The organism is uncultured Tateyamaria sp. (assembly GCF_947487805.1).
GTDB lineage: Bacteria > Pseudomonadota > Alphaproteobacteria > Rhodobacterales > Rhodobacteraceae > Tateyamaria.
Window position 1 is genome coordinate 794812 of the sequence record NZ_CANKXW010000001.1, and the last position, 25853, is coordinate 820664.

Annotated in this window: 28 protein-coding genes; 12 read left to right on the forward strand and 16 right to left on the reverse strand. The window is 62.4% G+C overall.

What is annotated here, in order from left to right:
* The 3 genes from Q0949_RS04075 to gloB all read right to left on the reverse strand — a co-directional run bounded on the left by Q0949_RS04075 (window position 1) and on the right by gloB (window position 4251).
* A complete protein-coding gene (locus Q0949_RS04075; protein WP_299368899.1) occupies window positions 1-969 on the reverse strand; it encodes a M23 family metallopeptidase in 969 nt (322 codons plus the stop codon).
* Window positions 969-3290, reverse strand: a complete 2322-nt coding sequence (gene clpA, locus Q0949_RS04080) for an ATP-dependent Clp protease ATP-binding subunit ClpA (RefSeq protein WP_299368901.1) — start codon at window positions 3288-3290, stop codon at window positions 969-971. Before clpA ends, Q0949_RS04075 begins: the two co-directional genes overlap by 1 nt.
* 193 nt (window positions 3291-3483) lie before the next feature.
* Window positions 3484-4251 carry a hydroxyacylglutathione hydrolase gene (gene gloB / locus Q0949_RS04085; RefSeq protein ID WP_299368903.1) on the reverse strand — a complete coding sequence of 256 codons (768 nt, stop codon included), beginning with the start codon at window positions 4249-4251 and terminating at the stop codon, window positions 3484-3486.
* 81 nt (window positions 4252-4332) lie between these two features.
* Here gloB and Q0949_RS04090 point away from each other — a divergent pair, with 81 nt between their 5' ends.
* Complete coding sequence (locus Q0949_RS04090; protein ID WP_299368905.1) at window positions 4333-5076, forward strand: hypothetical protein; 744 nt, start codon at window positions 4333-4335, stop codon at window positions 5074-5076.
* Here the strand turns inward: Q0949_RS04090 and Q0949_RS04095 are convergent.
* Together Q0949_RS04095 and Q0949_RS04100 are read right to left on the reverse strand one after the other, a co-directional pair.
* Window positions 5073-5615 carry a DUF3859 domain-containing protein gene (locus Q0949_RS04095; RefSeq protein ID WP_299368907.1) on the reverse strand — a complete coding sequence of 181 codons (543 nt, stop codon included), beginning with the start codon at window positions 5613-5615 and terminating at the stop codon, window positions 5073-5075. The two genes, Q0949_RS04090 and Q0949_RS04095, sit on opposite strands and share 4 nt — an antisense overlap.
* Window positions 5615-7084 carry a hypothetical protein gene (locus tag Q0949_RS04100; protein WP_299368908.1) on the reverse strand — a complete coding sequence of 490 codons (1470 nt, stop codon included), beginning with the start codon at window positions 7082-7084 and terminating at the stop codon, window positions 5615-5617. Before Q0949_RS04100 ends, Q0949_RS04095 begins: the two co-directional genes overlap by 1 nt.
* A gap of 386 nt (window positions 7085-7470) precedes the next feature.
* Here Q0949_RS04100 and Q0949_RS04105 point away from each other — a divergent pair, with 386 nt between their 5' ends.
* The 7 genes from Q0949_RS04105 to Q0949_RS04135 all read left to right on the forward strand — a co-directional run bounded on the left by Q0949_RS04105 (window position 7471) and on the right by Q0949_RS04135 (window position 13354).
* Window positions 7471-8031 carry a F0F1 ATP synthase subunit delta gene (locus Q0949_RS04105; protein WP_299368910.1) on the forward strand — a complete coding sequence of 187 codons (561 nt, stop codon included), beginning with the start codon at window positions 7471-7473 and terminating at the stop codon, window positions 8029-8031.
* Window positions 8032-9573 (forward strand): F0F1 ATP synthase subunit alpha, encoded by a 1542-nt coding sequence (gene atpA, locus Q0949_RS04110; protein WP_299368912.1) that lies wholly within the window; start codon window positions 8032-8034, stop codon window positions 9571-9573.
* 12 nt (window positions 9574-9585) lie between these two features.
* Window positions 9586-10458, forward strand: a complete 873-nt coding sequence (locus Q0949_RS04115) for a F0F1 ATP synthase subunit gamma (protein ID WP_299368914.1) — start codon at window positions 9586-9588, stop codon at window positions 10456-10458.
* An 18-nt stretch (window positions 10459-10476) separates the two neighbouring features.
* Complete coding sequence (gene atpD / locus Q0949_RS04120; RefSeq protein ID WP_299368916.1) at window positions 10477-11901, forward strand: F0F1 ATP synthase subunit beta; 1425 nt, start codon at window positions 10477-10479, stop codon at window positions 11899-11901.
* 86 nt (window positions 11902-11987) lie between these two features.
* A complete protein-coding gene (locus tag Q0949_RS04125) occupies window positions 11988-12413 on the forward strand; it encodes a F0F1 ATP synthase subunit epsilon (protein ID WP_299368918.1) in 426 nt (141 codons plus the stop codon).
* Between the two features lie 124 nt (window positions 12414-12537).
* The gene (locus Q0949_RS04130) at window positions 12538-12888 is read left to right on the forward strand and encodes an H-type lectin domain-containing protein (RefSeq protein WP_299368920.1); all 351 of its coding nucleotides are present in this window, start codon (window positions 12538-12540) and stop codon (window positions 12886-12888) included.
* Window positions 12889-12937: 49 nt separating this feature from the next.
* Window positions 12938-13354 (forward strand): VOC family protein, encoded by a 417-nt coding sequence (locus Q0949_RS04135; protein ID WP_299368921.1) that lies wholly within the window; start codon window positions 12938-12940, stop codon window positions 13352-13354.
* 6 nt (window positions 13355-13360) lie between these two features.
* On the opposite strand, the gene Q0949_RS04140 is transcribed toward Q0949_RS04135, so the two are convergent.
* Genes Q0949_RS04140 through Q0949_RS04150 form a run of 3 tightly spaced genes read right to left on the reverse strand, consistent with a single transcriptional unit; the run spans window position 13361 to window position 15697 of the window.
* Window positions 13361-14089 carry an amino acid ABC transporter ATP-binding protein gene (locus Q0949_RS04140; RefSeq protein WP_299368923.1) on the reverse strand — a complete coding sequence of 243 codons (729 nt, stop codon included), beginning with the start codon at window positions 14087-14089 and terminating at the stop codon, window positions 13361-13363.
* Window positions 14076-14837, reverse strand: coding sequence for an amino acid ABC transporter permease (locus tag Q0949_RS04145; protein WP_299369492.1), 762 nt, complete (start codon window positions 14835-14837; stop codon window positions 14076-14078). The genes Q0949_RS04140 and Q0949_RS04145 overlap by 14 nt, the downstream gene beginning before the upstream one ends.
* 44 nt (window positions 14838-14881) lie before the next feature.
* Window positions 14882-15697, reverse strand: coding sequence for an ABC transporter substrate-binding protein (locus Q0949_RS04150; protein WP_299295149.1), 816 nt, complete (start codon window positions 15695-15697; stop codon window positions 14882-14884).
* Between the two features lie 118 nt (window positions 15698-15815).
* Between Q0949_RS04150 and Q0949_RS04155 the strand changes: the two genes are divergently transcribed.
* Entirely contained in the window at window positions 15816-16868 is a 1053-nt protein-coding gene (locus tag Q0949_RS04155) for a fatty acid desaturase (RefSeq protein WP_299368925.1), read from the forward strand.
* Window positions 16869-16871: 3 nt separating this feature from the next.
* Here the strand turns inward: Q0949_RS04155 and Q0949_RS04160 are convergent, their stop codons facing one another.
* On the reverse strand, window positions 16872-17891 hold the full coding sequence (locus tag Q0949_RS04160; RefSeq protein WP_299368926.1) for a ribose-phosphate pyrophosphokinase: 1020 nt from the start codon (window positions 17889-17891) through the stop codon (window positions 16872-16874).
* 106 nt (window positions 17892-17997) lie between these two features.
* Here Q0949_RS04160 and Q0949_RS04165 point away from each other — a divergent pair, with 106 nt between their 5' ends.
* Together Q0949_RS04165 and Q0949_RS04170 are read left to right on the forward strand one after the other, a co-directional pair.
* Window positions 17998-18597, forward strand: a complete 600-nt coding sequence (locus Q0949_RS04165) for a 2-hydroxychromene-2-carboxylate isomerase (protein ID WP_299368927.1) — start codon at window positions 17998-18000, stop codon at window positions 18595-18597.
* Window positions 18594-19391: an alpha/beta hydrolase gene (locus Q0949_RS04170; RefSeq protein ID WP_299368928.1), complete on the forward strand. Its 798-nt coding sequence runs from the start codon at window positions 18594-18596 to the stop codon at window positions 19389-19391. Before Q0949_RS04165 ends, Q0949_RS04170 begins: the two co-directional genes overlap by 4 nt.
* 236 nt (window positions 19392-19627) lie before the next feature.
* Here the strand turns inward: Q0949_RS04170 and Q0949_RS04175 are convergent, their stop codons facing one another.
* The 5 genes from Q0949_RS04175 to Q0949_RS04195 all read right to left on the reverse strand — a co-directional run bounded on the left by Q0949_RS04175 (window position 19628) and on the right by Q0949_RS04195 (window position 23524).
* On the reverse strand, window positions 19628-20098 hold the full coding sequence (locus tag Q0949_RS04175; RefSeq protein WP_299368929.1) for a YcgN family cysteine cluster protein: 471 nt from the start codon (window positions 20096-20098) through the stop codon (window positions 19628-19630).
* Entirely contained in the window at window positions 20095-21027 is a 933-nt protein-coding gene (locus tag Q0949_RS04180; protein ID WP_299368930.1) for a bifunctional riboflavin kinase/FAD synthetase, read from the reverse strand. The genes Q0949_RS04175 and Q0949_RS04180 overlap by 4 nt, the downstream gene beginning before the upstream one ends.
* Window positions 21028-21093: 66 nt before the next feature.
* Complete coding sequence (locus tag Q0949_RS04185; RefSeq protein ID WP_299368931.1) at window positions 21094-21537, reverse strand: MaoC family dehydratase; 444 nt, start codon at window positions 21535-21537, stop codon at window positions 21094-21096.
* A gap of 88 nt (window positions 21538-21625) precedes the next feature.
* Window positions 21626-22498: a TIGR01459 family HAD-type hydrolase gene (locus tag Q0949_RS04190; RefSeq protein WP_299368932.1), complete on the reverse strand. Its 873-nt coding sequence runs from the start codon at window positions 22496-22498 to the stop codon at window positions 21626-21628.
* A 105-nt stretch (window positions 22499-22603) separates the two neighbouring features.
* A complete protein-coding gene (locus Q0949_RS04195) occupies window positions 22604-23524 on the reverse strand; it encodes a manganese-dependent inorganic pyrophosphatase (RefSeq protein ID WP_299295138.1) in 921 nt (306 codons plus the stop codon).
* A 569-nt stretch (window positions 23525-24093) separates the two neighbouring features.
* Here Q0949_RS04195 and Q0949_RS04200 point away from each other — a divergent pair.
* Window positions 24094-24768 (forward strand): DUF2161 family putative PD-(D/E)XK-type phosphodiesterase, encoded by a 675-nt coding sequence (locus Q0949_RS04200; protein ID WP_299368933.1) that lies wholly within the window; start codon window positions 24094-24096, stop codon window positions 24766-24768.
* On the opposite strand, the gene Q0949_RS04205 is transcribed toward Q0949_RS04200, so the two are convergent.
* Together Q0949_RS04205 and Q0949_RS04210 are read right to left on the reverse strand one after the other, a co-directional pair.
* Window positions 24765-25259 carry a hypothetical protein gene (locus Q0949_RS04205; protein WP_299368934.1) on the reverse strand — a complete coding sequence of 165 codons (495 nt, stop codon included), beginning with the start codon at window positions 25257-25259 and terminating at the stop codon, window positions 24765-24767. The two genes, Q0949_RS04200 and Q0949_RS04205, sit on opposite strands and share 4 nt — an antisense overlap.
* Window positions 25260-25323: 64 nt before the next feature.
* Window positions 25324-25605: a PepSY domain-containing protein gene (locus Q0949_RS04210; protein WP_299368935.1), complete on the reverse strand. Its 282-nt coding sequence runs from the start codon at window positions 25603-25605 to the stop codon at window positions 25324-25326.
* Window positions 25606-25853: the final 248 nt, after the last annotated feature.

A 25853-nucleotide genomic window follows, 5' to 3' on the forward strand; every position in this document is an offset into this window, starting at 1 on the left:
TTAGCGGACAACAACACTGCCGGTTTCGAAGTTGATTTCGCGATTGCCACGCATCAACGTGACAGTTCCGCGATAGGTGCCCGGTGTCCAAAGGGCGGTGCGTTTCTTGCCCACGGCACGAAAGAACTGCGCCTGATTTTTGTCGAGGATCACGGTCTCGTCCATCATCGGCCCGTTCGGGGCATCGATGACCAAACGCACGCGGTCGCCTTTCTTGCCACCAAAGGCATAGCCGAACACGACGAGCGCAGGCGCATCGGTGGGCAGGGTCGTCTCTGCGGCGGTGCCCTGTTTCACCTGATCAAACTTGGGCACGCGGTCGGAGAATCCGACGGTCAGGATTCCGCCGGGGCGATAGGGCAGTTCGGTCTGCCAAAGCGTCGTGCCGCTCGGCGCGCCGCAACTGATCTTGTTGTCCGGATCGAACGGATCCACGACTTTTCCGTCCTTGCGGACAGTCAGGTGGACATGTGGGAACTGCGTCCGACCGGACAGGCCAACCTGACCAAGCGGCGTGGACTTACGCACCCGTTCGCCCTGCTTCACGGCGATCGAGCCCCGCTTCATGTGGCAATACTGGGTTGTCCAACCACCGCCGTGATCCACGACAACGCCATTTCCACATTCCCTGCCGCTGATCTGTGACGCGCGGGAGGGGGTAAAAAGGGCATCTTCCATACCGTCCCGCGTCGCACGCACCGTGCCGGGTGCCGCTGCGATCACGTCCACGCCGCGGCGCATCTGATCCAGCGACCGTAACGCGAAATCGGTGCCCTGATGGGTGTCGTAACTCAAGCTGGAACAGCGGAAATCCATCGCCTGATTGGACGGATCGTGGTCGACATATTGCTGGACAAAGCACTCACTGCCCAGATCGCAGTCAATCGGTGGATTTAAAATGATATCCCTCGCCGCCAGTGGACCGGCGGCGAGGGTTGTAAACGCGGCAAGCAGTGCTGCTGCGCGCATCAGTCCGCGGTCAGAAGCGGTGGCTTGTCACCCGACAGGCGCGGATTGTCCGGCCCCTCAAGCTTGAGGTCGAGCGCGCCGTTCTTGACGCCGACCTTGACCACGCCGCCTTTCATCAACTTGCCGAACAGCAGTTCTTCGGCCAGCGGCTTCTTGATGTACTCCTGGATGACGCGGCCCAGAGGGCGTGCGCCCATCTTGTCGTCATAGCCCTTGTCGGCCAGCCATTCGGCGGCAGGACGCGTCAGTTCGATGGTCACGTTGCGATCCATCAGCTGTGCCTCGAGTTGCAGCACGAACTTTTCGACCACGGACAGGATGGTATCCTTGCCCAAGGGTGCAAAGCTGATCACGGCATCCAGACGGTTGCGGAACTCGGGCGTGAACGTCCGCTCGATTGCGGCGGTGTCCTCGCCCTCGCGGCGGTCGCGGCCAAACCCGATGGCGGCCTTGGCCATATCGGATGCACCGGCATTCGACGTCATGATCAGGATCACGTTGCGGAAATCCACCGTCCGGCCATTGTGGTCGGTCAGCTTGCCGTGGTCCATCACCTGCAACAGGATGTTGTAAACGTCCGGATGCGCCTTCTCCATCTCGTCGAGCAGGAGCACACAGTGCGGGTGCTGGTCGACACCGTCGGTCAGCATGCCACCCTGGTCAAAGCCGACATAGCCCGGAGGCGCGCCGATCAGGCGGGAGACCGCGTGTTTCTCCATGTATTCCGACATGTCAAAGCGCAGCATTTCCACACCCAGCGTGTCTGCCAGCTGTTTGGCGACCTCGGTCTTGCCCACACCTGTCGGCCCCGCGAACAGGTAGTTGCCGATGGGTTTTTCCGGCTCGCGCAAGCCTGCCCGTGCCAGCTTGATCGCGGAGGACAGGGCGACAATGGCGTCGTCCTGACCAAAGACCACGCGTTTCAGGGATGCTTCGAGATCCTTGAGGGTCTCCGCATCGTCCTTGGACACGTTTTTCGGTGGAATGCGGGCGATCTTGGCCACGACATTCTCGATCTCCTTGGTGCCAATGGTCTTGCGGCGTTTGGCGGCGGCGACCAGATGCTGGGCGGCACCCGCCTCATCGATCACGTCGATGGCGCTGTCAGGCAGCTTGCGGTCGTTGATGTACCGGCTGGCAAGCTCAACAGATGTCTTGATTGCGTCCGAGGTGTATTTGACCCCGTGGTGATCCTCGAAATAGGGTTTGAGGCCCTTGAGGATCTTGGTGGCATCTTCCACCGACGGCTCGTTCACGTCGATCTTCTGGAAACGACGCGACAGCGCGCGGTCCTTCTCGAAATGCTGACGGAACTCTTTGTAGGTGGTCGATCCCATGGTGCGCAGCTTGCCGCCCTGAAGCGCAGGTTTCAGCAGGTTGGAAGCGTCCATGGCACCACCTGATGTGGCACCTGCACCGATGACGGTGTGGATCTCATCGATGAACAGGACGGCGTCCTTGTGCTCTTCAAGCTCGGTGACAACCGCCTTCAGGCGTTCCTCGAAATCACCGCGATAGCGTGTGCCCGCCAGCAGCGCACCCATATCGAGCGAGTAGATGGTCGTTCCGGACAGCACTTCGGGTGTTTCGCCAGCGACGATCTTGCGCGCAAGCCCTTCGGCAATGGCCGTTTTGCCCACGCCGGGGTCGCCGACCAAAAGGGGGTTGTTCTTGCGACGGCGGCACAGCACCTGAATGCAGCGCTCCACCTCGTCCGAGCGGCCGATCAGCGGATCAATGTCGCCCTCACGCGACTTTTCGTTCAGGTCGACGCAGTATTTGGCCAGCGCGCTTTCCTTCTTTTCGCCTTCGGTGACGCCCTGCGCCTCCTCTTCGGCTTCGGGTGCGCCGGATACCGGGCGGCTTTCACCAAAGGCCGGGTCCTTGGCCACGCCGTGGGCGATGAAGTTCACCGCATCATAGCGCGTCATGTCCTGCTCTTGCAGGAAATAGGCGGCGTTCGACTCGCGTTCGGCAAAAATTGCGACCAGAACATTGGCGCCCGTCACTTCCGTACGGCCAGACGATTGCACATGGATCGCCGCGCGTTGGATCACGCGCTGGAACGCGGCCGTGGGCACGGCCTCCGATCCATCGATGTCGGTGACAAGGTTCGACAGGTCATCGTCGACAAATTCGTTCAGTGTGCCGCGCAATTCGTCGATGTCGACCGAACAGGCCTGCATGACGCGGCGCGCGTCGGGTTCATCCACCAGCGCCAGCAACAGATGCTCGAGCGTTGCGAATTCGTGCCGGCGATCGTTGGCCAGCGCAAGAGCCTGATGAATGGCTTTTTCAAGTGTGGTCGAGAATGAAGGCACGGCAGTGCTCCTTATCGCTCGGGGTCGGGTGGGGCATCAAGGAATATCGAGGCCCCGAACCAACCATGGCCTCATGTGTTTAAGTTTGGTTGAACAACGCGCAGCTTCAAGGCTTTTCTTTGCACATCGGCTCACAAACTGGCGTGTGCGCTGTTTTTTGTTGGCGTTTTGGGCGTGACCGGTCCCCGCTGTCTCAGAAGTTGTCCTTCCGGGTGCGGATTTCGGTGAACACGTCGACGGCGTTTGCCCCGGTCATGCCCAAATGGGCCTGGATCGCGGGATCGTGGGCGCGCAGAAACGGGTTGGTCGCAAGCTCTTCGGACAGCAGCGAGGGGACGGTGGGCAGGTGCGATGCGCGTTTTTCCGTCACCTCCCGGACCCGCGATATAAGGGCTGCGTTGTCCGGATCAATGGTCAGGGCGAATTGCGCATTTGCGGCGGTGTATTCGTGGCCCGAATAGACCACCGTTTCGCCGGGCAGGGCGGCCAGCTTTTGCAGGCTCTCGTGCATCTGCGGTTTGCTGCCTTCGAACACGCGCCCGCATCCCAGTGCCATCAGGCTGTCGGCGGTGAACACCGCCGCCGATCCGGCAAAGTAAAAGGCCACGTGCCCCACCGTGTGCCCTGACACGTCGATCACGGTGCCGCTTTCTGATCCCACCTGCACCGTGTCGCCTTCGGCCACCTTGACGTCCAGCGCGGGCAACCTGTGCGCATCCGCCGCGGCCCCGATCACGCGGGCGGGATGCTGGCGCAGCACGTCTGCCAGCCCGTCGATGTGATCATAATGGTGATGCGTGATCAGGATGTCCGACAGGGTCCAGCCCAGATCCTTCAGCGCCTTCAGGATCGGCGCTGCCTCGGGGATGTCGATCAACGCGGTGGCGCCTGTTTCCGGATCGTGGGCCAGATAGGCATAGTTGTCGTCAAGGCAGGGGATCGTGCGGATGTCGAGGGGCATGGCAATTGCGCTTTCTTCGGCTAGGATCATACCAAAGGTGGCGCGGGTGCGTCGTCAGGGCAAGGGCTGTGGACCAAGGCAATGCATCTGGACGTGCAGGATTTGCGCAACTTCTACTATCGCAGCGCGCTGGGACGGGCGGCGCAGGCGTCGCTCCGGCGGCGCATGCTGGAGATCTGGCCCGAGGCCAAGGGCCAGACGGTCGCGGGGTTCGGCTTTGCCGTGCCACTGCTGCGACCCTATCTCGCGGATGCGCGGCGCGTGATGGCGCTGATGCCCGGCCCGCAGGGGGTGATGCCGTGGCCCGCGGATCAGGCCAATGTGTCCGTCCTGATCGAGGAAACGCTGTGGCCCATCGAAACCGGGCACGTGGACAAGCTGGTGGTGCTGCACGGGCTCGAGACGTCCGAACGCGCCTATGATCTGTTGGAAGAAGCGTGGCGTGTGCTGGGCCCCGGCGGCAAGGCGCTCTTTATTGTGCCCAACCGTGCGGGCCTCTGGAGCCGCCGCGACCGCACGCCTTTTGGCTTTGGGCGGCCCTATTCGGCGGGGCAGCTTGAGACGCAGTTGCGCAAACACCAGTTCCTGCCGGAACGCCATATGGGCGCGCTTTATCAGATGCCGTCGGGCAAACGGGTCTGGATGAAATCGGCCAAGATGTTCGAACGTGTGGGCCGCATGATGCCGGGGATGCTCGCAGGGGGCGCGTTCATGGTCGAGGCGTCCAAGCTGGTCTATCCGCCCAAGGGCAAGGTCAACCGCGCCAAAGCGCGCCGCGAGGCTGTGCCGCAAGGCGTGACTGCGCCCATCGCCGGTCGGTTCTAGGATCCGGGCACAACATCCGGGAAACAGCGGTCCATCACCTCGGGCGCATCGTCGGGCGGCACGAGGGAAAAGACGGAGCGCATCACCGCCGCGCCCTCCAGATGCAGCGTAAAGACCCACGGGCCGGTGACCTCTTCGAACGTATCTTCGAGCAGGTAGCCCATGGCCTTCTGGTCCCCGCCCTTGATATCGATCTGCCACGTCTGGTGCGTCGTGTTCTGCGCACCCATGGGCGGGTGGGTCACTGTGGCTGTCAGCACGCCGGGCGGGGTGTCCGGGTGCACGCCAAAGGCGGTCATCATCGAGATGCCGACCTTGGCCGGGACCCGGGTGGTCTGGATCAGGATCGGCAACCCTTTGGATTCGTATTGTATGATCTCGCCGTCCACCGTGTCCTGCCCGGTGACGACCTTGCCTGCCTTCGGCACGCAATTGATCCCGTGCGTCAGGTAGAAAAGCGGCGCCGCGATATCCGGCGCAGACTGCGCTTGCGCTGCTGATCCGCAGAGGACAAGCGCCATCGCCGCCCGGAGCCCCATTATGCCAGCACCACCACCTGATCGGCGGTCATCCCCGTGGTGCCCGACAGGCGGATGACGGCAATGCCCGGATCCTGACCCGCACGCGCGGTATAGGTCACCGTCACGTCGGAAAAGCTGCCATCGGCGGCTTCGCTTACCACGACCGTGTCGACCTCGACCCCGGTGGTCTGGAAGACACCCACCGCCAGAACGTCCTCTGCGGGATCGAAATCGGTCACTTCCATATAAATGTCGTCCGCCGTGCCGTTCACGGCATTCCACACGCGGGCATCAAATGTATCCGCGCCGTCGCCACCAGTGACAGTGGCCGGGCCATCTTCGTCGCGGAACTGGTTCCAGACGGTAAAGAGGTCATCGCCCGCGCCACCCTCTGCCGTCGCGCCCGATTCCACTTGCAGGTGATCATTCCCGGCCTCGCCAAATGCGGCCGCACCGGCATTCACCCCGATGAAATCATCGCCCGCTCCGCCAAAGGCCCGCGACCCTTCGCCGAATATGGTGAACCGGTCGTCGCCTTCCTCGCCAAAGAGGTCGGCAGCCGCATCTGTATAGCTGACCATGCTGTCATCACCCGCGCCGCCGCGCGCTGTGCCTTCATGCAGGCTGATGCTGTCATCGCCCGCACCGCCCGTCACCGTGCCGGACGCCGCATCAAGGCTGTCATTGCCCGCGCCACCCTCAACTACCACGTCCGCGCCGGTCGCCCGGATCAGGTCGTCCCCGTCGCCACCATCCAGCGAGACATTCGCATTGGGCCCATAGAGAACATCATCGCCGCCCGCGCCATCCACTGCGATGCCGTCCGCCCCCGTCGTGAACCAGTCCGACCCGGCGGTGCCGGTTGTGTTCGCGTCAACTTCGACCTCCGGCACGCCGTTCTGCGTGACCACGAAATCCTCGGGCAGGAAGGTGATCAGATCATCGCCGTCCGTATTGGCCTCGAGGTAATAGACCTCAAGGTCGCGATTGGCTGTAACGTCCGGCAAACGGTCCGCCATCTTGCCCTGTTCGGGAAAGACCGAAAACCCCTCGGTGCCCAGCGGAACCGTGCCCAGCAGTTCAAGCCCAAAGGTCTCCTCGAAATCGTCCAGCTCGAAATTGGTCGAGGACGCGCCCGGAATGTCGTTCTGCGTTTCCCAACTGGCGGCGGACCAGTCCGTATCCTCTGGCACCAGATAGAACCGCGCCTCGTGGGTCTGGATAAAGTTGTCGGGGTCATCCTCGGTATCGACATAGATGATCGAGGCAAGGCGACCGGTCTCGTCGTCGCCCACATCAATCGTGATCCCCTCTGCGGTGGCGTCAAATGTGGCGCCGATGTCGTCGCCCGGATCCTGCGGATCGGGACCCGGCAGAACGGGATCCTTCTCCATGCCGGGGTCTTCGACGGGCTCAGGATCTGACCCGTCCGCGGCGGTCATGAACAATGCGCCTGACAGCAGAGCGAGCAGTGCAACCGGACCCATAATGTGTCCCCCAGATGGTACCAAACACCACCAGCGTGCGACTGACGCGGGTCAGAGTCAAGTTGACCGGACAGCCGGGCGGATATTCTGCACGACACACCGCCCGACGGATTTCGGCGGGAAATGCACAGGAATCGCACCCAAAGGGTCGCGTTTTGTGACAGTTTTCGCCCGTTTTGGGCGGGCCAAAGGGTCGCACTTTTGTTAACCTTCTGAAAACGTTCAAAAACCCCCTGAACACCCGTTCACGAACACATGTTGCGGGGTGACAAACCCTCTGCTACATCCCCCCTGATTTTGCCGCCTTGAGCCTCATCAAGGCGAACCAACGCCCCCGGCACCACACGGCAGTGCGGCAACCGGGGCCAGACATCGAAAGGGTGGACGTGTCCGAACCAGCTTCGATCTCCACAGGCATTGCCGCGCGCTATGCCACGGCTGTCTACGAGCTTGCCAAAGACGGCAAGGCCATCAAGAGCCTCGAAGGCGATATTGAAACGCTGAGCGCCGCCATGGCCGACAGCGCCGATTTCAACGCGCTTATCAATTCGCCGGTCTACAGCCGTGACGAGCAGGGTGCCGCGATCACAGCCATCGCCAAGAAGGCGGGCCTGAGCACGCTGATGACAAACACACTCGCGCTGATGGCGGACAAACGCCGCCTGTTCGTGGTGCCGCACATGGTGCAGGCGCTGCGCGACATCATCGCCGAGGACAAGGGCGAAGTGACCGCAGACGTCACATCCGCCAAGGCGCTGACCAAGACACAGAGCGACAAGCTCGCCAAGACGCTTAAGGCCCGCATGGGCAAGGACGTCACCATCAATGCTTCCGTCGATGAAAGCCTCATCGGCGGTTTGATCGTAAAAGTGGGCTCGAAGATGATCGACACGTCGATCCGCTCCAAGCTCGCTTCCCTCCAGAATGCAATGAAAGAGGTCGGATAAATGGGTATCCAAGCAGCAGAGATTTCTGCGATCCTGAAAGACCAGATCAAGAACTTTGGTCAGGAAGCAGAAGTGGCCGAAGTGGGCCGCGTTTTGTCCGTGGGCGACGGTATTGCCCGCGTCTACGGCCTCGACAATGTCCAAGCCGGTGAGATGGTCGAATTCCCCGGTGGCATTCAGGGCATGGCCTTGAACCTCGAAACCGACAACGTCGGTGTGGTTATCTTCGGTTCTGACCGTGACATCAAAGAAGGTGACACAGTCAAGCGCACCAACTCCATCGTGGACGTGCCCGTGGGCGACGAACTGCTTGGCCGCGTTGTGGACGGTCTGGGCAACCCGCTGGACGGCAAAGGCCCCATCGGCGCGACAAAGCGTTCGGTTGCGGACGTCAAAGCGCCAGGCATCATCCCGCGTAAATCGGTGCACGAGCCGATGGCGACCGGCCTCAAGGCCGTCGACGCGATGATCCCGATTGGCCGTGGCCAGCGCGAACTGATCATTGGTGACCGTCAGACCGGCAAGACCGCCGTTGCTCTGGACGCGATCCTGAACCAGAAATCCTACAACGATGCCGCAGGCGACGACGAGAGCAAGAAGCTCTACTGCGTCTACGTGGCCGTTGGCCAAAAGCGTTCGACCGTGGCGCAGCTGGTGAAAAAGCTCGAAGAATCCGGTGCGATCGAATACTCGATCGTTGTGGCCGCGACCGCGTCGGACCCGGCGCCCATGCAGTTCTTGGCACCCTATGCCGCGACCTCCATGGCGGAACACTTCCGCGACAATGGCCGCCACGCGCTGATCATCTATGATGACCTGTCCAAACAGGCCGTGTCCTATCGCCAGATGTCCCTGCTGCTGCGTCGTCCGCCCGGACGTGAAGCCTATCCCGGCGACGTTTTCTATCTCCACTCCCGCCTGCTGGAACGTTCGGCCAAGCTGAACGAAGACAACGGTGCGGGTTCGCTGACGGCCCTGCCGATCATCGAAACCCAGGGCGGCGACGTGTCGGCCTTTATTCCGACCAACGTGATCTCGATCACCGACGGCCAGATCTTCCTTGAGACCGAACTGTTCTACCAGGGCATCCGTCCCGCCGTGAACACAGGTCTGTCGGTAAGCCGCGTTGGCTCTTCGGCCCAGACAGACGCGATGTCGTCCGTTGCTGGCCCCGTGAAACTGTCGCTCGCCCAGTACCGCGAAATGGCGGCCTTCGCCCAGTTCGGCTCTGATCTGGATGCAGCCACACAGCAGCTGCTGAACCGTGGTGCACGCCTGACCGAGCTGATGAAGCAAGCGCAATATTCGCCACTGACCAACGCCGAAATCGTCTGCACCATCTTTGCAGGCACCAACGGCTACCTCGACAACATCCCCGTCAGCCGCGTGGGTGAGTTCGAAGCGGGTCTGTTGAGCTTCCTGCGGTCGCAAAAAGCCGATTTCCTCAAGTGGATCGCGGACGAAGACCCCAAGTTCAAGGGCGGCGAGAACGTCGACAAGATGAAGGCGGTCCTCGACGAGTTCGCTTCGACCTTCGCATAAGGAGATCGGGCAATGCCAAATCTCAAGGACCTGAAAAACAGGATCGAGTCGGTCAAGTCGACCCGCAAGATCACCAAGGCCATGCAAATGGTGGCCGCCGCAAAACTGCGGCGGGCACAGGAAGCTGCCGAAATGTCGCGTCCCTATGCCGAACGGTTCACTGCCGTGATGGCGGGGCTGGCTTCGGCGGCGGCTGGCTCTGACAGCGCGCCCAAGCTCTTGTCGGGCACGGGGTCGGATCAGGTGCATCTGCTGGTTGTGATGACGTCCGAACGCGGCCTGTGCGGTGGTTTCAACACCAACATCGCCAAGCTGGCGCGCGCAAAGGCGCTGGAACTGCAAGGCGCGGGCAAGACGGTCAAGATCCTGACCGTCGGCAAGAAGGGCCGTGACCAGCTCAAGCGCGACTTTGGCGATCTGTTCGTCGGTCACGTGGACATGTCCGACGTCAAACGCATGTCCTACGCGGATGCGCAGGGCGTGGCCAAGGACGTGCTGGGCCGCTTTGATGCGGGCGAATTCGACGTGGCGACGATCTTCTTTGCGCGTTTCCAGAACGTCGTGACGCAGATCCCGACAGCCCAACAGATCATCCCGTTCGCGATCCCCGAAGGGTTCGAAGCGGGTGAGACGCTCTATGACTACGAGCCGGATGAAGAGGCCATCCTGGCCGACCTTCTGCCGCGGGCCGTGGCCACATCCATCTTTTCGGCCCTGCTGGAAAATGGTGCATCCGAGCAAGGTGCCCGGATGTCCGCGATGGACAACGCCACCCGCAACGCGGGCGACATGATCGACCAACTGACCATTCAGTACAACCGTTCGCGTCAGGCTGTGATCACGAACGAGCTGATCGAAATTATTTCCGGCGCGGAAGCGCTGTAAGAGAACCGGAGACGAAACATGGCAAATGCTAAAGGCAAAATTACACAGGTGATCGGGGCCGTCGTCGACGTGCAGTTCGATGACCACCTGCCGGAAATTCTGAACGCTCTGACCACCGACAACAACGGCAACAAGCTGGTGTTGGAAGTGGCGCAGCACCTGGGCGAAAACACCGTCCGCACCATCGCGATGGACAGCTCCGAAGGGCTGGTCCGCGGTCAGGAAGTTGTGGACACAGACGGCCCGATCATGGTCCCCGTTGGTCCCAAAACACTGGGCCGTATCCTGAACGTCGTCGGCGAGCCCGTTGACGAAGGCGGCCCGGTTGAGGCCGAGGAACGCCGCCCGATCCACGCGGACGCCCCTGCCTTCTCCGAACAGGCGACCGAGTCCGAGATCCTCGTGACCGGCATCAAGGTGGTTGACCTGCTGGCTCCTTACTCGAAGGGCGGTAAAATCGGCCTCTTCGGCGGTGCCGGTGTGGGCAAGACCGTTCTGATCATGGAACTGATCAACAACATCGCCAAAGTGCACTCGGGCTATTCCGTGTTCGCCGGTGTGGGGGAACGGACCCGTGAGGGCAACGACCTCTATCACGAGATGATCGAATCCAACGTGATCAAGCCCGACAACCTCGAAGAGTCCCAAGTGGCCCTGGTTTACGGTCAGATGAACGAACCTCCCGGAGCGCGTGCCCGTGTGGCCCTGACCGGTCTCACACTGGCCGAGCAGTTCCGCGATGCTTCTGGTACGGACGTTCTGTTCTTCGTCGACAATATCTTCCGCTTTACCCAAGCGGGTTCCGAAGTGTCGGCCCTTCTGGGTCGTATTCCTTCGGCGGTGGGCTACCAGCCGACGCTGGCCACCGACATGGGCGCGATGCAGGAACGGATCACCTCGACCAAATCCGGTTCGATCACCTCGATCCAGGCCGTGTACGTGCCTGCGGACGACCTCACCGACCCCGCGCCTGCGACAACATTCGCCCACTTGGACGCGACAACCGTTCTGTCCCGTGCGATCTCCGAGCTCGGTATTTACCCCGCTGTGGACCCGCTCGACAGCTCCTCGCGCCTGATGGACCCGCAGATTGTGGGGGAAGAGCACTACAAGGTGGCCTCGGACGTGCAGCAGATCCTGCAACGCTACAAGTCGCTGCAAGACATCATCGCCATTCTGGGCATGGACGAACTGTCTGAAGAGGACAAGCTGACCGTGGCACGTGCCCGGAAAATCCAGCGTTTCCTGTCCCAGCCCTTCGACGTGGCCAAGGTGTTCACGGGCTCTGACGGCGTGCAGGTGCCGCTTGAGGACACGATTGCGTCCTTCAAGGCTGTTGTTGCTGGCGAATATGACCACCTGCCCGAAGGCGCCTTCTACATGGTTGGCGGCATCGATGAGGTGAAAGCCAAGGCCGAGAAAATGGCCGCCGACGCAGCCTAAGACGTGTGGTGGGCAAATTGCCCACCCTACGACAACGCCCAAGGGTAGGGTGGGCAATCTGCCCACCACCCAAATAGGAGGCAGACATGCAATTTGATTTGGTATCGCCCGAGCGCAGCCTTGCGTCGATGGAGGCCACATCTGTCCAGATCCCCGGTGCCGATGGCGACATGACCGTGATGGCCGACCATGCCCCCACGATCACCACGCTGCGCCCCGGTGTGCTCAAGGTCGACGCCGGTGGCACGACCCATGAGTTTGTCGTCACAGGCGGCTTTGCAGAGATTGGCCTGTCCGGCGTCTCCGTGCTGGCCGAGCGTGCCGTCGCGCGCGCCGACATCACCCAAGGTGATCTCGACAGCATGATGGACGAGGCGCAGGACAGCTATGACCGTGCCAAGGCCGCCGCACAGACCGACGCGGGCCTGGTTGACGATGCGGCCAAGCTTTTGGCTGACATGGTCGCCGTCGGATCCGAAATCGGGCTCAGCTCCAAGCAGCCCAATCTCTGATCCACACCGGACGAAACATGATTTTGGACAAGGCTCTGCATTTTGCAGGGCCTTTTTCACTTTTTGGACCTTATTTTGCCGTTCTGACGTGTTACCACCCTGTGACGGCCAAGAAGACGACCCAATGAAACGACTGCGTAACCATTTGATAGGTATCGACCAGGGCGATACGGTTCTGTTCTCCGACTTCGAAGACGGGGGCGAGATGTGGACAGGTCGTGGGCAACGCGAACGCAGGCGGCGCATCGCCTTTTCCGAACCTTTCCGCGCAGATCCGCATGTGCATGTCTCGATCTCCATGTGGGATGTGGATACAGGGTCTGCCTTGCGCGCGGATGTCTCTGCCGAGACGATCACACGGGACGGGTTCGATCTCGTATTCCGGACCTGGGGCGATACGCGCGTGGCGCGGGTGCGCCTGGCATGGATGGCCATGGGTGAATTGCGCCAGGCTGACGATTGGGACCTGTACTAGGGTCAGGTCGTGCGCGACCGGCGCCCTATGCAAGAACAGGACGGACATCATGATTTCCTATGTCACTGTCGGCGTCGATGATCTCGACCTTGCGCAGCGGTTCTACGACGCGTTTCTGCCCGCCTTGGGCTATGGGCTCGACACCGGGCCCGAAGGATTGAGCTATGCGCTGCCTGTGCCAGAGGGCCAGCCTTCCGTCCTGCCCGAGTTCTACGTCAAGCCAACCTTCGACGGCCGCCCTGCCTCTGCGGGCAATGGATCCATGGTGGCCTTTGAGGCGCGCAGCCAGCAACAGGTCAGGGACCTCCATGCCGCGGCTCTGGCCGCGGGCGGATCGGACGAAGGGGCGCCGGGGTTCCGTGCCTCTTACGGCGCACATTTCTATGTCAGCTATCTGCGCGACCCGCAGGGCAACAAAATTGCGATCTTTTCCAGCGACCCGACCGAGCCCGGCCGCGACGACTGAACCACCTTAGCGCAGGACGCTGGCCAGAAACTGGCGCGTCCGGTCGCGCGCAGGGGCGGAGAATATCCGCTCCGGCGTGCCTTCCTCGGCGACGACACCCTGATCCATGAACACCACGCGGTCGGCTACCTCACGTGCGAATGCCATCTCGTGCGTGGCCAGCACCATCGTCATGCCGTCATCGCGCAACTGGCGCAGCACATCCAGCACCTCGCCCACCAACTCGGGGTCGAGGGCGGACGTGATCTCGTCCAGCAGCATGGTCTGAGGCCGCATCGCCAGCGCCCGGATCACCGCCACCCGTTGCTGCTGCCCGCCCGACAACTGGTCGGGGTATTTCGCCATATGATCCGCCAGACCAAACCGCGCAAACAGCGCCTCGATCCGCGCGCGCGCGTCTTCGCCCAGCACCCGGCGGGGGGCAAGCGCCACGTTGTCATAGGCGGTCATGTGCGGGAACAGGTTGAACGACTGGAACACGATGCCAATGCGCTGGCGTATGGGGCCAAGGTCAAAGCCCGGCTCGGCGATGTCCACGCCATCCAGCAAAACCGCGCCGTCATCCACCGGCTCCAGCCCGTTCATGCAGCGCAAAAGCGTGGATTTGCCCGACCCGGACGCCCCGATCAGGCACACCATCTCGCCCGGTGCGATGTCCATGTCGATGCCGCGCAGCACCTGCACCTCGCCAAAGCTCTTGGTCACACCGCGCAGGGATAATCTAGGATCTGGCATCGCGGTCCCGGTTCATCAGGTAATCGGCATAGCGCGTCGCGGGCACGGTGATGCACAGGAAGATCACCGCCGCCGCCACATAGGGCGTGAAATTCGCCAGCAGGGATTTGAAAATGCCCGCCTGCCGCAAAATCTCGACAGGGCCGATAAAGGACAACAGCGCCACATCCTTTTGCAACGCCACCAGCATGTTCATGTTCGCAGGCACCACGCGGCGAATGGCCTGGGGCAGGATAACATAACGCATCGTGTCCCGCTCGCTCAGCCCCAGGCAAATCGCGGCGTTGCGCTGGCTGGCATGGATGCTTTCGATGCCCGACCGCAAGACCTCGGCCACATAGGCCGAATAGGTCAGGACCAGCGCGACAGTGCCCCAGATATAGGGCGAATTCCACGGGCGCGGCAGGCCCAGACCGGGGATGCCGAACCCCACCAGATAGACCAGCAGGACCACAGGAATGCCGCGGAAAAGATCGACATAGACCGCGCCAAAGATGCGCAACGGGAACAGGGCGGGGTTCGTGTTGCCCCGCGCCAGCGCAATCGCCAGCCCCAGCGCAAAGATCAACGGCACCGACCACGCAAAGATGGCGACATCCAACACAAAGGCACGCAAGAGGTCCGGAAACACCCGCACAAACACCTCGCCGTTAAAGAACGACGACCGCACCGCCTCCCACCCCGGAGCAAGCGGGACCAGCAACACAACAAGGGCCAGCACAATGGCGGTGCTGACCCCTGCGATCATGTTGGCGCGGCGTTTCTGCCGCGCCTCGTAAGCCGCGCGCCGTGTCACTTGATCAGCGGAACCCCGGTTGCCTCTTGCAGCCACTGCGCCTCGATGGCCGCCAGCGTGCCGTTCTCGGTCATCGCCGCCAGTGCCTCGTCAACGCAGGCCTTCAGTGCGGAGCCCTCGGGCATCAACATGCCGAACTGGTCCGGGTTCTCTGCGGCTGCGGGGTCGAACTGGCCCAGCACCACGCCATTGTCCATCAGCACCGCGGCCGTGAACAGCGCCGTGGGCAGGTCGAACAGGGCGGCATCAATCTGGCCCGCCTTCATCGCAGCGGTGATGTTGGCATTGTCGTCATAGACCAGCGGGCTCTGGCTCGGCTGGATCTGTTCCATCACCACGGGCAGGGCGGTGGTCGACGCAACCACACCCCATTTCAGGCCCTTGAGGCTCTCCATCGTGGCGGTCGCCCCGCCTTCGACCACGGGCGTCGTGGTCATCACCGCTTGCGGCGCGGTGTAGTAGGGGGCCGAGAAGTCGACCACCTTGTCGCGCTCTGCGGTGATGGAATATTGCTGCATGTTCAGGTCGAAATTCTTGGCGCCGGGCTGGATCGCCTCGTCAAAGGACGTGCGCACCCATGTCACCGCGTCGGCGGCAAATCCCATCTCTTCGGCCAGCGCATAGGCCACGGCGGCCTCGAACCCTTCGCCCGCTTCGGGCGCGTCGTTCAGCACCCAAGGGTAATAGGCCGGGTTGCCCGTTGCGATGGTCAGCGTCCCGTCGGTCAGCGTCTTGCCCGCAGCGCAGTGGCCTGCCGCAAAGGCGCCGGTGGCGGCGAGGCTCAGGATGGTGGCGGTCAGAAAGGTCTTCATGCGATGTCTCCCCATGTGGTTGCCGTGATATTCCGCCAAGCCGCCAAAGGTGTCCAGCCCGTTCGGAACCTGCGCGAAATGATTGACCGGGCCTGCCGTGTTTTCTAGCGTCCGGGGTATGGACACGCGCTATTCCCTCACCGACAGCACGCCCGCGCTGCAAACGCCCAACTGGTTCCGCCCGCAGGTCGACAAGGACGCCATGCGGGCGCTGATGCAGAAATCCGACGCGATTGCGGGGCGCGATGCGCTGCTGTGGCTGGGGATCATGGCGGTCTGCGCCGCAATTGGCATCGCGCTCTGGCCGTCGTGGTGGTCCGCACCGTTCTGGTTCGTCTACGGGGTCATGTACGGCTCGGGCGCGGATGCGCGCTGGCACGAATGCGGCCACCGCACGGCGTTCAAGACCGAGTGGATGAACAACGCCGTCTATCACATCGCCAGTTTCATGCTGTTCCGCAATCCTTACGTCTGGCGGCACAGCCACGTGCGCCACCACACCGACACCATCGTCGTGGGGCGCGACCCGGAAATTCAGGCGATGCGCCCGCCGGATCTGGGGCTGCTGATGCTGAACGTGTTCGGACTGGTCGATGGCTGGCACATGATCCGGCGCATGGTCCTGCACGCGCGGGGCCGGCTGCATCCGGGCGAGGAAACCTATGTCCGCGAGGGCGACCGCGCGCGCATCACCCGCGTGGCCCGCATTCATCTGGCCCTGCACGGCGCAACGCTGTTGCTGGCGCTCTGGATGGGGTCGATCCTGCCGCTGATGGTGATCGGGCTGCCTGCGTTCTACGGCGCGTGGCACCGGGTGATGACGGGCGTGCTGCAACATCTGGGCATGGCGGAAAACGTGTCCGACCACCGGCTCAACACCCGCACCGTGCTGATGAACCCGGTCAGCCGCTTTATCTATCTGAACATGAACTACCACGTCGAACATCACATGTTCACGATGGTGCCCTACTACCACCTGCCGGCGCTGCACGAGATCGTCAAACACGACCTGCCCGCGCCCGACCCATCGCTGGCGGCGGCCTTCGGGCGGCTGATCCCGGTGCTGCGCAAACAGTTGCGGTACAAGGATGCGGTGATCGTGCCGGACCTGCCCGCCGGGGCCACGCCCTACCGGGATGAGGTCAACGCCCTGCTGCCCCACGCCGTGTAGGCGTCACTCGGCGGCATACATCCCGTCATAGATCGGCGACAGCGTCTCGGCCTCGAACAGGGACGACACGGACGTGCCGTGCCAGATGTTCAGGATCGCCTGCGCAAACACAGGAGCCGTAGGCACGATGCGAATGTTCGGTGCGGATTTGACCGGATCAGTGGGCTGGATGCTGTCGGTGATGACCAGCGACTTCATCACCGAATTGGTCACACGTTCCACCGCCGGGCCCGACATCACGCCATGCGAGATGTAGGAATGCACTTCCTTGGCGCCGTTCTCGACCAGCACTTCGGCGGCCTTGCACAGCGTGCCCGCAGTATCGACCATGTCGTCGATAATCAGGCACACCTTGTCCTTCACGTCGCCAATCACGGTCATCTCGGCAATCTCGCCGGGTTTCTCACGACGCTTGTCCACAATCGACAAGGGCGCGTTCAGCCGTTTGGCCAACTCGCGCGCCCGCGCCACACCGCCCACATCAGGCGACACGATCATCAACTCGTCCATGCGGCCCGCGAACTGCGTCTTGATGTCCAGCGCAAAGATCGGCGAGGCATAGAGGTTGTCCACGGGGATATCAAAGAACCCCTGGATCTGGGCTGCGTGCAGGTCCATCGTCAGCACCCGCTCGATGCCCGCACCCACCAGCATGTTGGCCACCAGCTTGGACGAAATGGGCGTGCGCGCCTTGGTCCGGCGATCCTGACGGGCATAGCCGAAATAGGGGATCACCGCCGTGATGCGCGCCGCCGACGACCGACGCAGCGCGTCACACATGATCAGCAGTTCCATCAGGTTGTCATTGGCCGGGTTCGACGTCGGCTGGATGATGAACATATCCTCGCCGCGCACATTCTCGAACACTTCGACGAAAATCTCGCCGTCATTGAACCGTTCCACACGGGCATCGACCAACCCCACATTGACCCCACGGTGCAGCGACATGCGCCGTGCAATGGCCTTGGCCAACGGCAGGTTGGCATTGCCCGAAATCAGCTTCGGTTCTTCGATTGTCGGCATGTGTTTTCCCCGGGCAGCATCGAATGTGACAGATTCGTGATGTTGACACCGCTTAACACGCGCGTACCGTCCCGCCAAACCAAAGACCCCGAACCGGAGAGATTAAATGGCCCATATCGATTATTACTTTGCGACACTGTCCCCCTACACCTACCTGGCCGGGAACCGGTTCGAAGAGGTCGCCAAACGGCACGGCGCGACCGTCACCTACAAACCGCTCGACATCATGGCCCTGTTCTCGCGCACGGGCGGCACACCGCCCAAGGATCGGCATATCAACCGCGTCGAATACCGTGCGCAGGAACTGGTGCGGCAGGCCAAGAAATACGAGATGCCGTTCAACCTGAAACCCGCCCACTGGCCCACAAACGCGGCACCTTCGTCCTACGCCATCATCGCAGCGCAAAACGCAGGCGGCGGGGATCTGGGTGCGCTGGTTCAGGGTGTGCTGCGCGCCGTCTGGGCCGAGGATAAGGACATCGCGCAGGACGATGTGGTCAAATCCTGCCTCGAAGCCGCGGGGTTCGATCCCAGCCTTGCCGACAGCGGCCTGCTGAGTGGTGCGGAAACCTATGCCGCCAACCTCGAAGAGGCGATCGACAAGGGGGCCTTTGGCGCGCCCTTCTACATCGTTGACGGGGATCAGCGGTTCTGGGGTCAGGACAAGATCGAAGACCTCGACCTGCACCTCTCTGGCAAACTGTGATCCCACACATCCACCGCCGGACCTTCGGGTCCGGCGCGCGGCCTGTGCTGGCCATCCACTGCTCGCTCGCCCATTCCGGCGCGTGGCGCGGGCTGGCGCAGCACATGGGCGACCACCTCACCCTGCACGCCTTCGATCTGCCATGTCACGGCAAGTCCGGCGATTGGGACGGGCAGGGGATCATGCACGACACGGCCACCGATATGGCCCTGTCGGTGCTGGGTGACATCGGCCCCGATCCCATCGACCTCATCGGCCACAGCTTTGGCGCGACCGTCGCCCTGCGGCTGGCCATCGAACATCCCCACCGCGTGCGCAGCGTGGCGATGTACGAGCCGGTCTATTTCGCGCCTGCAATCGCCGACGACCCGACGTTTCTGCCCCGCTACAAACAGGACACGGCCACCTTTGACGCGGCCATCGCAGCGGGCAATACCGAGGCCGCCGCGCGGGCCTTCAACGCGACATGGGCCGAGGGCCCGGCCTGGGATGACATCCCCGCCCTGACCCGACAGTACATGGCCGACCGCATCCATTTCGTCACGCACTCCGCGCCGTTTCTGGTGGACGACAGCGCGGGCCTGCTTTGTCCGGGTCGCTTTGATGCCGCCACCATGCCCGCGCTGCTGATCGCAGGGGCCCGGTCCAAAATGGCCGCACCCGTGAACAACGCGATTGCGCGGCGTTTGCCCAACGCCACGAACATCACGCTGCCTGATGTGGGACATATGGGGCCCATCACCCATCCGGACGCAGTGGCCGCCGTTTGGCTGGACCTGCTGGGCAGGGCTTGAACACTGCGGCATATCGACCCGCGTTAACCACTTTTATTTACGATTTATCAATGCATTGGCCGAAATGTGCAGTCTGGCCCCGAAACTGTACATTTTACCGAAATGGCTGCGAAACCTGCTCCGCGTGCGGCGCGCAAACTGTACAGTTCAGGCTGCAAACTGCTCGGTTACGCGCCCTGCGTGCCCGGTTCCGGCCCGTCGCATGCACGCAAAGGCCCGGTTAACGGACCGACCGCTCAGGTCGGCTCATCGATGATGTGATCTTCCCAATCGTCATCGGCCACATCGAATTCGCTCACCGTCCGCCCGCGCATCGACACGCCCGCAGCATGCACACTGTCCGGCGTGCCGGAGATCAGCGGATGCCAGTCAAAGAGCGGCTGACGGTGATACACCAGCCGATAGGCACAGGTCTGCGGCATCCAATAGAGGTGGTCCTCGATATTCGACGGCTTCAGCACGATGCAATCCGGTACAAACTGGTGGCGGGTGTCGTAATGCGCGCACAAACAGGTGTCATCGTCCAACAGACGGCACGCCACTCGGGTCAGCGCCACCTCGCCGCTGTCCTCGTCTTCCAACTTGTTCAGGCAACACTTGCCACACCCGTCGCACAGCGCCTCCCACTCCTTGCGGGACAGTTTGGAGATCGGCTTTTTCTCCCAAAACCGGGGGCTTAGCCCGTCGCGGGGGATCGGATCGCTCATAGGGCGGCCAGAATTGCGCGGGCCTGCGCGCTGTCGGCATCCATCTGGGTAATCAGCGCTTCAAGGCTGTCGAACTTCTCCTCGCCTCGCAGATGCTCGACCAACGCCACGGACACCGGCGCGCCATAAAGATCGCCAGAGAAATCAAAGACATAGGTTTCCAGATTGGGCAGGTTTTCCCCGAACATCGGGCGTACGCCCATCGACGCCACGCCGTGATACGCGCCCTTGTGTGGCCCGTCCAACACATTGAAAAGAACGGCATAAACGCCAAAAGCTGGCGGATGCAGCCCTTCGATGGACATGTTCGCGGTTGGATAGCCCAGCGTGCGACCCCGTTGTTCGCCGCCGATCACCGGCCCTTCGATCCGGTGCCAATGGCCCAGCATGTCGGCGGCGTCCCGTGGCCGTGCTTCGGTCAATGCGGTGCGGATGGCTGTGGACGACACCGTCTTGTCGCCCCGCGCCAGCAATGGTGCCACCGTGACACCAAACCCCATCTGTTCGCCAAATCGCACCAGATCCTGCGCCGTGCCCGCGCGTTTTTTGCCAAAGCAGAAATCCGCCCCAACGACCACATGCGCCAACCCAAGACCGTCACAAATCACGTCGCGCGCAAACTCTTCGGGGCTGAGGCCCGCAAGGCCAGAATGGAAAGGCAATTCAAAGAGATAGCGGATGCCGATCTTGTCCAACCGGCTGGCGCGCGCGGCCTGGCTCATCAGGCGAAAAGGCGGGGCGTCGGGGGCGAAATACTCGCGCGGATGCGGCTCGAACGTCAGCACGCCCAGCGGGGCATCGGGTGCTGCGGCCTGTGCCAGGTCGATCACCGTCCGGTGGCCCACATGCACACCGTCGAAATTCCCGATCGCCACGCTCGCGCCGCGATCACTTGGGTCCACAAACTGATAGTCGCGAATGATCTTCATGGCCCTTGCCTAGTCCCGCGCACAGGCGAGGGCAAGATGCAGTTTCCCACCGACCGGCGGGGGGTTTCAGTCGAACTTGCGCGAGGGTGCCAGCACCGTGGCTTCGCCGATCAGAACCTTTTTGCCGTCCACCGAACAATGGCAATCCAGACGCACGCGCCGCTTGGCAAAGTCGATGTCGATTACCTTGACCTCGGCATAGACCATGTCGCCGGGGCGCACCGGAGCCAGAAACTTCAGCGACTGACCCATATAGACGGTGCCATGACCCGGCAGCTGCTCCCCGATCACGGCAGAGATCAGACCAGCGGTCAGCATCCCATGCGCGATGCGCCCGGCAAAGATCGTGTCGCGCGCATAGTCGTCATCCATATGCACCGGATTGTGGTCCGTGGACACCTCGGCAAACATCTCGATATCGCGGTCCGTCACCTGTTTGCGCAGGTGGCGGGTCATGCCCATCTCGATATCTTCGATGCAGATTGTGCCGCGGGGCAGATTGTCCAACATGTCAGGCTCCGGTAACTTTCTGACCGCAATCGCGGTTGTCACGCAAGGTTATTACTTTGCGCGCGCAGAAAATCAAGCGAAAAGAATGTCAGCGCAAATGCCCTATCGTAAAGGTCGGCGCGCTCATTTCCTTTTGCAAATAAGCGTTTAGCGCATCCGCATCCGGCTGGTGCGACGTTTTTGTCTCCTCCGCGGCCAACCCGCCCGAGATGAACAGGGAATCAATGTCCTCGCCCATCGCACCCGCGATGTCCGTCAGCACCCCGTCACCGATGGCCAGGATGCCACTGTCGGGCACGTCCACGCCCAGTTCGAACAACCGCCGCCGCGCCAGATCGTAGATCGGTGGGTGCGGTTTCCCGAAATAGAGGCTTTCGCCCCCCATCTCGGTATAAAGCTGTGCCAGAGCGCCGGCGCACCACTCGCGCACCTCGCCCCGGTCCACCACGATGTCGGGGTTGGCGCAGAGCAGTTTCAGACCCAGCTGCTTGGCCATCAGGAACTCGGGCCGCATCGTATCCGGGTCAGCCATGGGATCGCGCGGACCGGTGCACACGATGCCCTCCGCCTGTTCCAGCGGCACCATCTCGACGTCGATGGGTTCCTTGATCACGCCGATGGGCTCAAAGAACTTCTCTTCCCCCGGCTGCCCTATGAAATAGACCCGCGAGCCGACCACGCCACGGAACATCGCCGCGCGCGCACTGTCGCCCGAGGTCGCAATGGTGTCCCACGCGTCATCCGGCACGCCGAAATGCACCAGCTGCTTGGTCACGCCAGCGCGGGGGCGGGGCGAATTGGTGACCAACACGACCTTGCCGCCCTTTGCACGATAGGCCTGCAAGGCAGCGACCGCCTCGGGTAGGGCATGCACACCGTTGTGCACGCACCCCCACAGGTCGACGAACAGCGCGTCATAGCGGTCGGAAATCTCGGCAAGCGAGGAAACGATCTGGGTCATCTGTCACTCCGGTTCAAAAAAGTCAGGCGGACCGATGGCCCGCCCGCAGCGCGACGCCACGCGCCGCATGTTGATCTAGGGCAGGGACGTGCCCCGCCCACATCCTCAGACCTTCAGGTTCGGGATGATCTGTTTCTTGCGGCTCATGATGCCGGGCAGGACCACGGTGTCGCCGGTCACGGTCGCGTCAAAGCTTTTCTCGGCCACGCCTTTCACCCGGTCATTGGGGATCAGCATGGTGGCCTCTTCGTTCAGGATGTCGACGACAAACAGCAGAACCTCGTCCGCGCCGTCCTCTTTCGCCACATCAACCATGGACGCCATCAGGCTGTCCTTGCGGTCCAGCACCAGCTTGGGCGCGGTGGTTTCCAGAACGGAGACGCGGAACTGCGTGCCGTCCACAGCATATTCCTTGCTGTCCATGCGCAGCAGTTCCGCATCGGAAAACGCCGATACGTCGGATTTCGCCTCGAACATCTCGGACGCGTAGGCCGAAATGTCGACGCCCAGATCCTTGGCCAGATCATGGGCAATCGCGGTGTCTTCCTGTGTCGTGGTGGGCGACCGGAATTCCAGCGTGTCAGACAGGATGCAGGACAGCATCGCGCCTTTCACGCCCGTGGGCATCTGCGCCATGTCCTTGCCGATCATCTTCCACATGATGGTGGCGGTGCAGGCCAGCGGCTCGATGCGGATGTCGATGGGGCCTTTGGTCTCAAGGCCGCCCACCAGCTTGTGGTGGTCGATGATGGCCGTGATGTCGGCATCGTTGATGGCGTCGGGCAATTCGGCGGGGTTGTTGGTGTCCACGATCACGACCGGCTGGTCGGCGTCCACGGCATTGATGATGCGCGGCTTGGGCAGGTCCCATTTTTGCAGCACAAACGCCGCCTCGGTGTTCGGCTCACCCAGCAGCACGGGCTCGGCTTCGACGCCCTTGATCTCGTTGAGGTACCACGACCAGATGATCGGCGATCCGGTGGAATCGGTGTCGGGGGATTTGTGGCCAAATACAAGCGTTGTCATGTGAATGCGTCCTTCGGGCGGGTATGAAATTTGCGCCCTTATAACAAGGTGTGTGGCCGTGTCACGGGGGGTGTTCCTGTCCAAATGTCGCGGTATGCGCTTGACGCATGGCGGCCCGGCCAGATACCGTTGCCGCCATCTGAAAAGGAGTGCCCTGCACATGGACAAACTGGCCTGACCGCACGCCCGTTCCCGCGCCCCTGATGCGCGCCCTTCAGAGAGGAGTGATCTGACAATGGACAAGTCCGCCTGACCCGCCCCGCGCGGGTGATGTGATCCGTGGCGCATTGCGCTGCATGTTCCAAGATTTCAGACCCACGAGGCACCATATGCCCAGAAAAACCAGCAAACGCCGCACGCGCGGCGACACCCGAGTTGTGTCTACCCCCGCCAAGCCGGGTGCAACACGACCCGCCGTGACGCAACCGGACCGCCAGCACCTGCGTACCCAAGTGCGTGGCGGGCGGCCACCGCGCTTTCCGGGGCGCACCGGGGGGCGCTAGTCCCTTGCCAGCGGGCCGCGCGTGGGGTTTCCTTGCGCGGCCCGCAACAGACCAGAGAAGACCGACGTGGCCGAGCGCGAAACCGATCTTTACCCGCCCGTCAAAGCCTTTCTCGAAGGGCAGGGATATGTGGTGAAGTCCGAGGTCGGCGCCGCCGATGTTGTGGCCCTGCGCGGGGCCGAGCCGCCGGTGATCGTCGAGTTGAAGCTGGGGTTTTCCCTGACGCTTGTGCATCAATGCGTGGCGCGCCTGTCGGTGACGGATGACGTCTACATGGCCGTCGCGCGCGGCAAGGGAAAGCGGTTCCTCAAGTCGGTCAAGGACATGACCCGCCTGTGCCGCCGCCTCGGGATCGGTCTGATGACGGTGCGCGGGTCGGACGGGCTGGTGCAGGTGCATTGCGATCCGGGGCCTTATGCGCCGCGCAAGAACACCAAGCGTCAGGGGCAGTTGCTCAAGGAATTCGCGGGCCGAGTGGGGGATCCCAACGATGGCGGCCAGACCCGCGTGGGGCTGATCACCGCCTACCGTCAGGACGCGTTGAAACTGGCGATGTACCTGTTCGAAGTGGGCGCGAGCAAAGGCGCGGATGTGGCCCGCGAAACCGGTGTGGCCCGCGCCACCACGATGATGCGCGACGACCACTATGGCTGGTTCGAAAAGGTCGACAAGGGCGTCTACGGCCTGTCTCCCAAAGGTGCAGAGGCCGTCGCCGCGTCGGGCGATGTGCTGGGCGGCTAGGCAGGCATCAGCGTGTCGGCCATCAGGTCATCGAGAAACAGGCTCAGCAATTGCAGCCGCCCCGACACGTCGGCCTTGCGATAGAGCGCGGCGCACTGCGCCTTGATCGTGCCCTGCGCCGTGGTGCGCAGTTCGGCCATCTCGGCCACGGAATATCCCTTGAGGGCAAGAACCGCGACGGCCCGCTCGGCCTCTGTCAGGCCCCATTCGTCAAACCGGACTTCCAGCAGATCGGCAAAGGCCCCCGAAGCGACCTTGAGCTGGTCATTGATGCGGTCCTCGCGCCGCATCATCCGGCGCAGTTCCGACCCGGTAAAAGCCAGCCCGAAAAACAGTGCGATGGTCACGATGGCCTCGATCGCGTCGCTGTCGGCCAGCGTATTTGTCTGCGCCGGCAGAACCAGATCGAAAAAGATGTCGGCCAGGAAATAGGCGCAACACAGCGCCTGAAGCGTGAACAGAGCCCAGAGGATGGTGCGACGTGTCGGCATGTGGTCTTCCATGTAGTGCAAAGGCCGCCCGAACGGGGCCGGGCGGCCGTGTGATCTGCGCAGCTTAGTCGTCTGCGTCGTCTTCGTCATCCTCCAGCTCGATCTCGGTGATCAGGCCGGTGCTGGCCGCGATTTCGATTTCATAGGCCACGCCCTCGAGGGTTGCCTCGGCCTCGATCTCATCGTCTTCGACCTCGATCTCCTGCACGGTATAGCCCATCTCGGTAAGTGCCGCGCGGATATCGGCTTCGGTCGTGCCGACACTGGCACCGACATCGAGACCGGCAAGGGCGGCGGCAGGCACCAGCAGGGCGGTCAGGGCGGCGGATTTTACGAAAGTTGTCATGGGTTTCTCCTGTGTGGTCATGTTACGCCGCACCGTTGCGGCTGGGATGGAGATGTGGGGCCAGCGCAGGCACCGGAATCGGCCTTGCGACGGATGCCGCAGCGTGTAGGCCAAAGGTTTATGCGGCCGATGCGCAAAATTTTGCGAGAATTTTCGATGTCCGGGCGCGCGCGGGCGTTGACTCGGGTCCCGGCTCTGCCTAACTACCCGTCGTTATCACTCAGGCCTACTGAGTGCTAACGGGGTCG

Excerpts from the sequence above, each read along its gene's own strand:
- Q0949_RS04150 (WP_299295149.1), bottom strand. The coding sequence starts at position 15,697 with ATGAAGACCTTTCTGACCGCCACCATCCTGAGCCTCGCCGCCACCGGC.
- atpA (WP_299368912.1), top strand. The coding sequence starts at position 8,032 with ATGGGTATCCAAGCAGCAGAGATTTCTGCGATCCTGAAAGACCAGATC.
- Q0949_RS04075 (WP_299368899.1), bottom strand. The coding sequence starts at position 969 with ATGCGCGCAGCAGCACTGCTTGCCGCGTTTACAACCCTCGCCGCCGGT.
- Q0949_RS04130 (WP_299368920.1), top strand. The coding sequence starts at position 12,538 with ATGAAACGACTGCGTAACCATTTGATAGGTATCGACCAGGGCGATACG.
- Q0949_RS04205 (WP_299368934.1), bottom strand. The coding sequence starts at position 25,259 with ATGCCGACACGTCGCACCATCCTCTGGGCTCTGTTCACGCTTCAGGCG.
- Q0949_RS04180 (WP_299368930.1), bottom strand. The coding sequence starts at position 21,027 with ATGAAGATCATTCGCGACTATCAGTTTGTGGACCCAAGTGATCGCGGC.
- Q0949_RS04175 (WP_299368929.1), bottom strand. The coding sequence starts at position 20,098 with ATGAGCGATCCGATCCCCCGCGACGGGCTAAGCCCCCGGTTTTGGGAG.
- Q0949_RS04125 (WP_299368918.1), top strand. The coding sequence starts at position 11,988 with ATGCAATTTGATTTGGTATCGCCCGAGCGCAGCCTTGCGTCGATGGAG.
- atpD (WP_299368916.1), top strand. The coding sequence starts at position 10,477 with ATGGCAAATGCTAAAGGCAAAATTACACAGGTGATCGGGGCCGTCGTC.
- Q0949_RS04095 (WP_299368907.1), bottom strand. The coding sequence starts at position 5,615 with ATGGGGCTCCGGGCGGCGATGGCGCTTGTCCTCTGCGGATCAGCAGCG.
- Q0949_RS04140 (WP_299368923.1), bottom strand. The coding sequence starts at position 14,089 with ATGCCAGATCCTAGATTATCCCTGCGCGGTGTGACCAAGAGCTTTGGC.
- Q0949_RS04115 (WP_299368914.1), top strand. The coding sequence starts at position 9,586 with ATGCCAAATCTCAAGGACCTGAAAAACAGGATCGAGTCGGTCAAGTCG.
- Q0949_RS04165 (WP_299368927.1), top strand. The coding sequence starts at position 17,998 with ATGGCCCATATCGATTATTACTTTGCGACACTGTCCCCCTACACCTAC.
- Q0949_RS04145 (WP_299369492.1), bottom strand. The coding sequence starts at position 14,837 with ATGATCGCAGGGGTCAGCACCGCCATTGTGCTGGCCCTTGTTGTGTTG.
- Q0949_RS04210 (WP_299368935.1), bottom strand. The coding sequence starts at position 25,605 with ATGACAACTTTCGTAAAATCCGCCGCCCTGACCGCCCTGCTGGTGCCT.
- Q0949_RS04185 (WP_299368931.1), bottom strand. The coding sequence starts at position 21,537 with ATGTTGGACAATCTGCCCCGCGGCACAATCTGCATCGAAGATATCGAG.
- Q0949_RS04160 (WP_299368926.1), bottom strand. The coding sequence starts at position 17,891 with ATGCCGACAATCGAAGAACCGAAGCTGATTTCGGGCAATGCCAACCTG.
- Q0949_RS04100 (WP_299368908.1), bottom strand. The coding sequence starts at position 7,084 with ATGGGTCCGGTTGCACTGCTCGCTCTGCTGTCAGGCGCATTGTTCATG.
- Q0949_RS04195 (WP_299295138.1), bottom strand. The coding sequence starts at position 23,524 with ATGACAACGCTTGTATTTGGCCACAAATCCCCCGACACCGATTCCACC.
- Q0949_RS04190 (WP_299368932.1), bottom strand. The coding sequence starts at position 22,498 with ATGACCCAGATCGTTTCCTCGCTTGCCGAGATTTCCGACCGCTATGAC.
- gloB (WP_299368903.1), bottom strand. The coding sequence starts at position 4,251 with ATGCCCCTCGACATCCGCACGATCCCCTGCCTTGACGACAACTATGCC.
- Q0949_RS04135 (WP_299368921.1), top strand. The coding sequence starts at position 12,938 with ATGATTTCCTATGTCACTGTCGGCGTCGATGATCTCGACCTTGCGCAG.
- Q0949_RS04155 (WP_299368925.1), top strand. The coding sequence starts at position 15,816 with ATGGACACGCGCTATTCCCTCACCGACAGCACGCCCGCGCTGCAAACG.
- Q0949_RS04090 (WP_299368905.1), top strand. The coding sequence starts at position 4,333 with ATGCATCTGGACGTGCAGGATTTGCGCAACTTCTACTATCGCAGCGCG.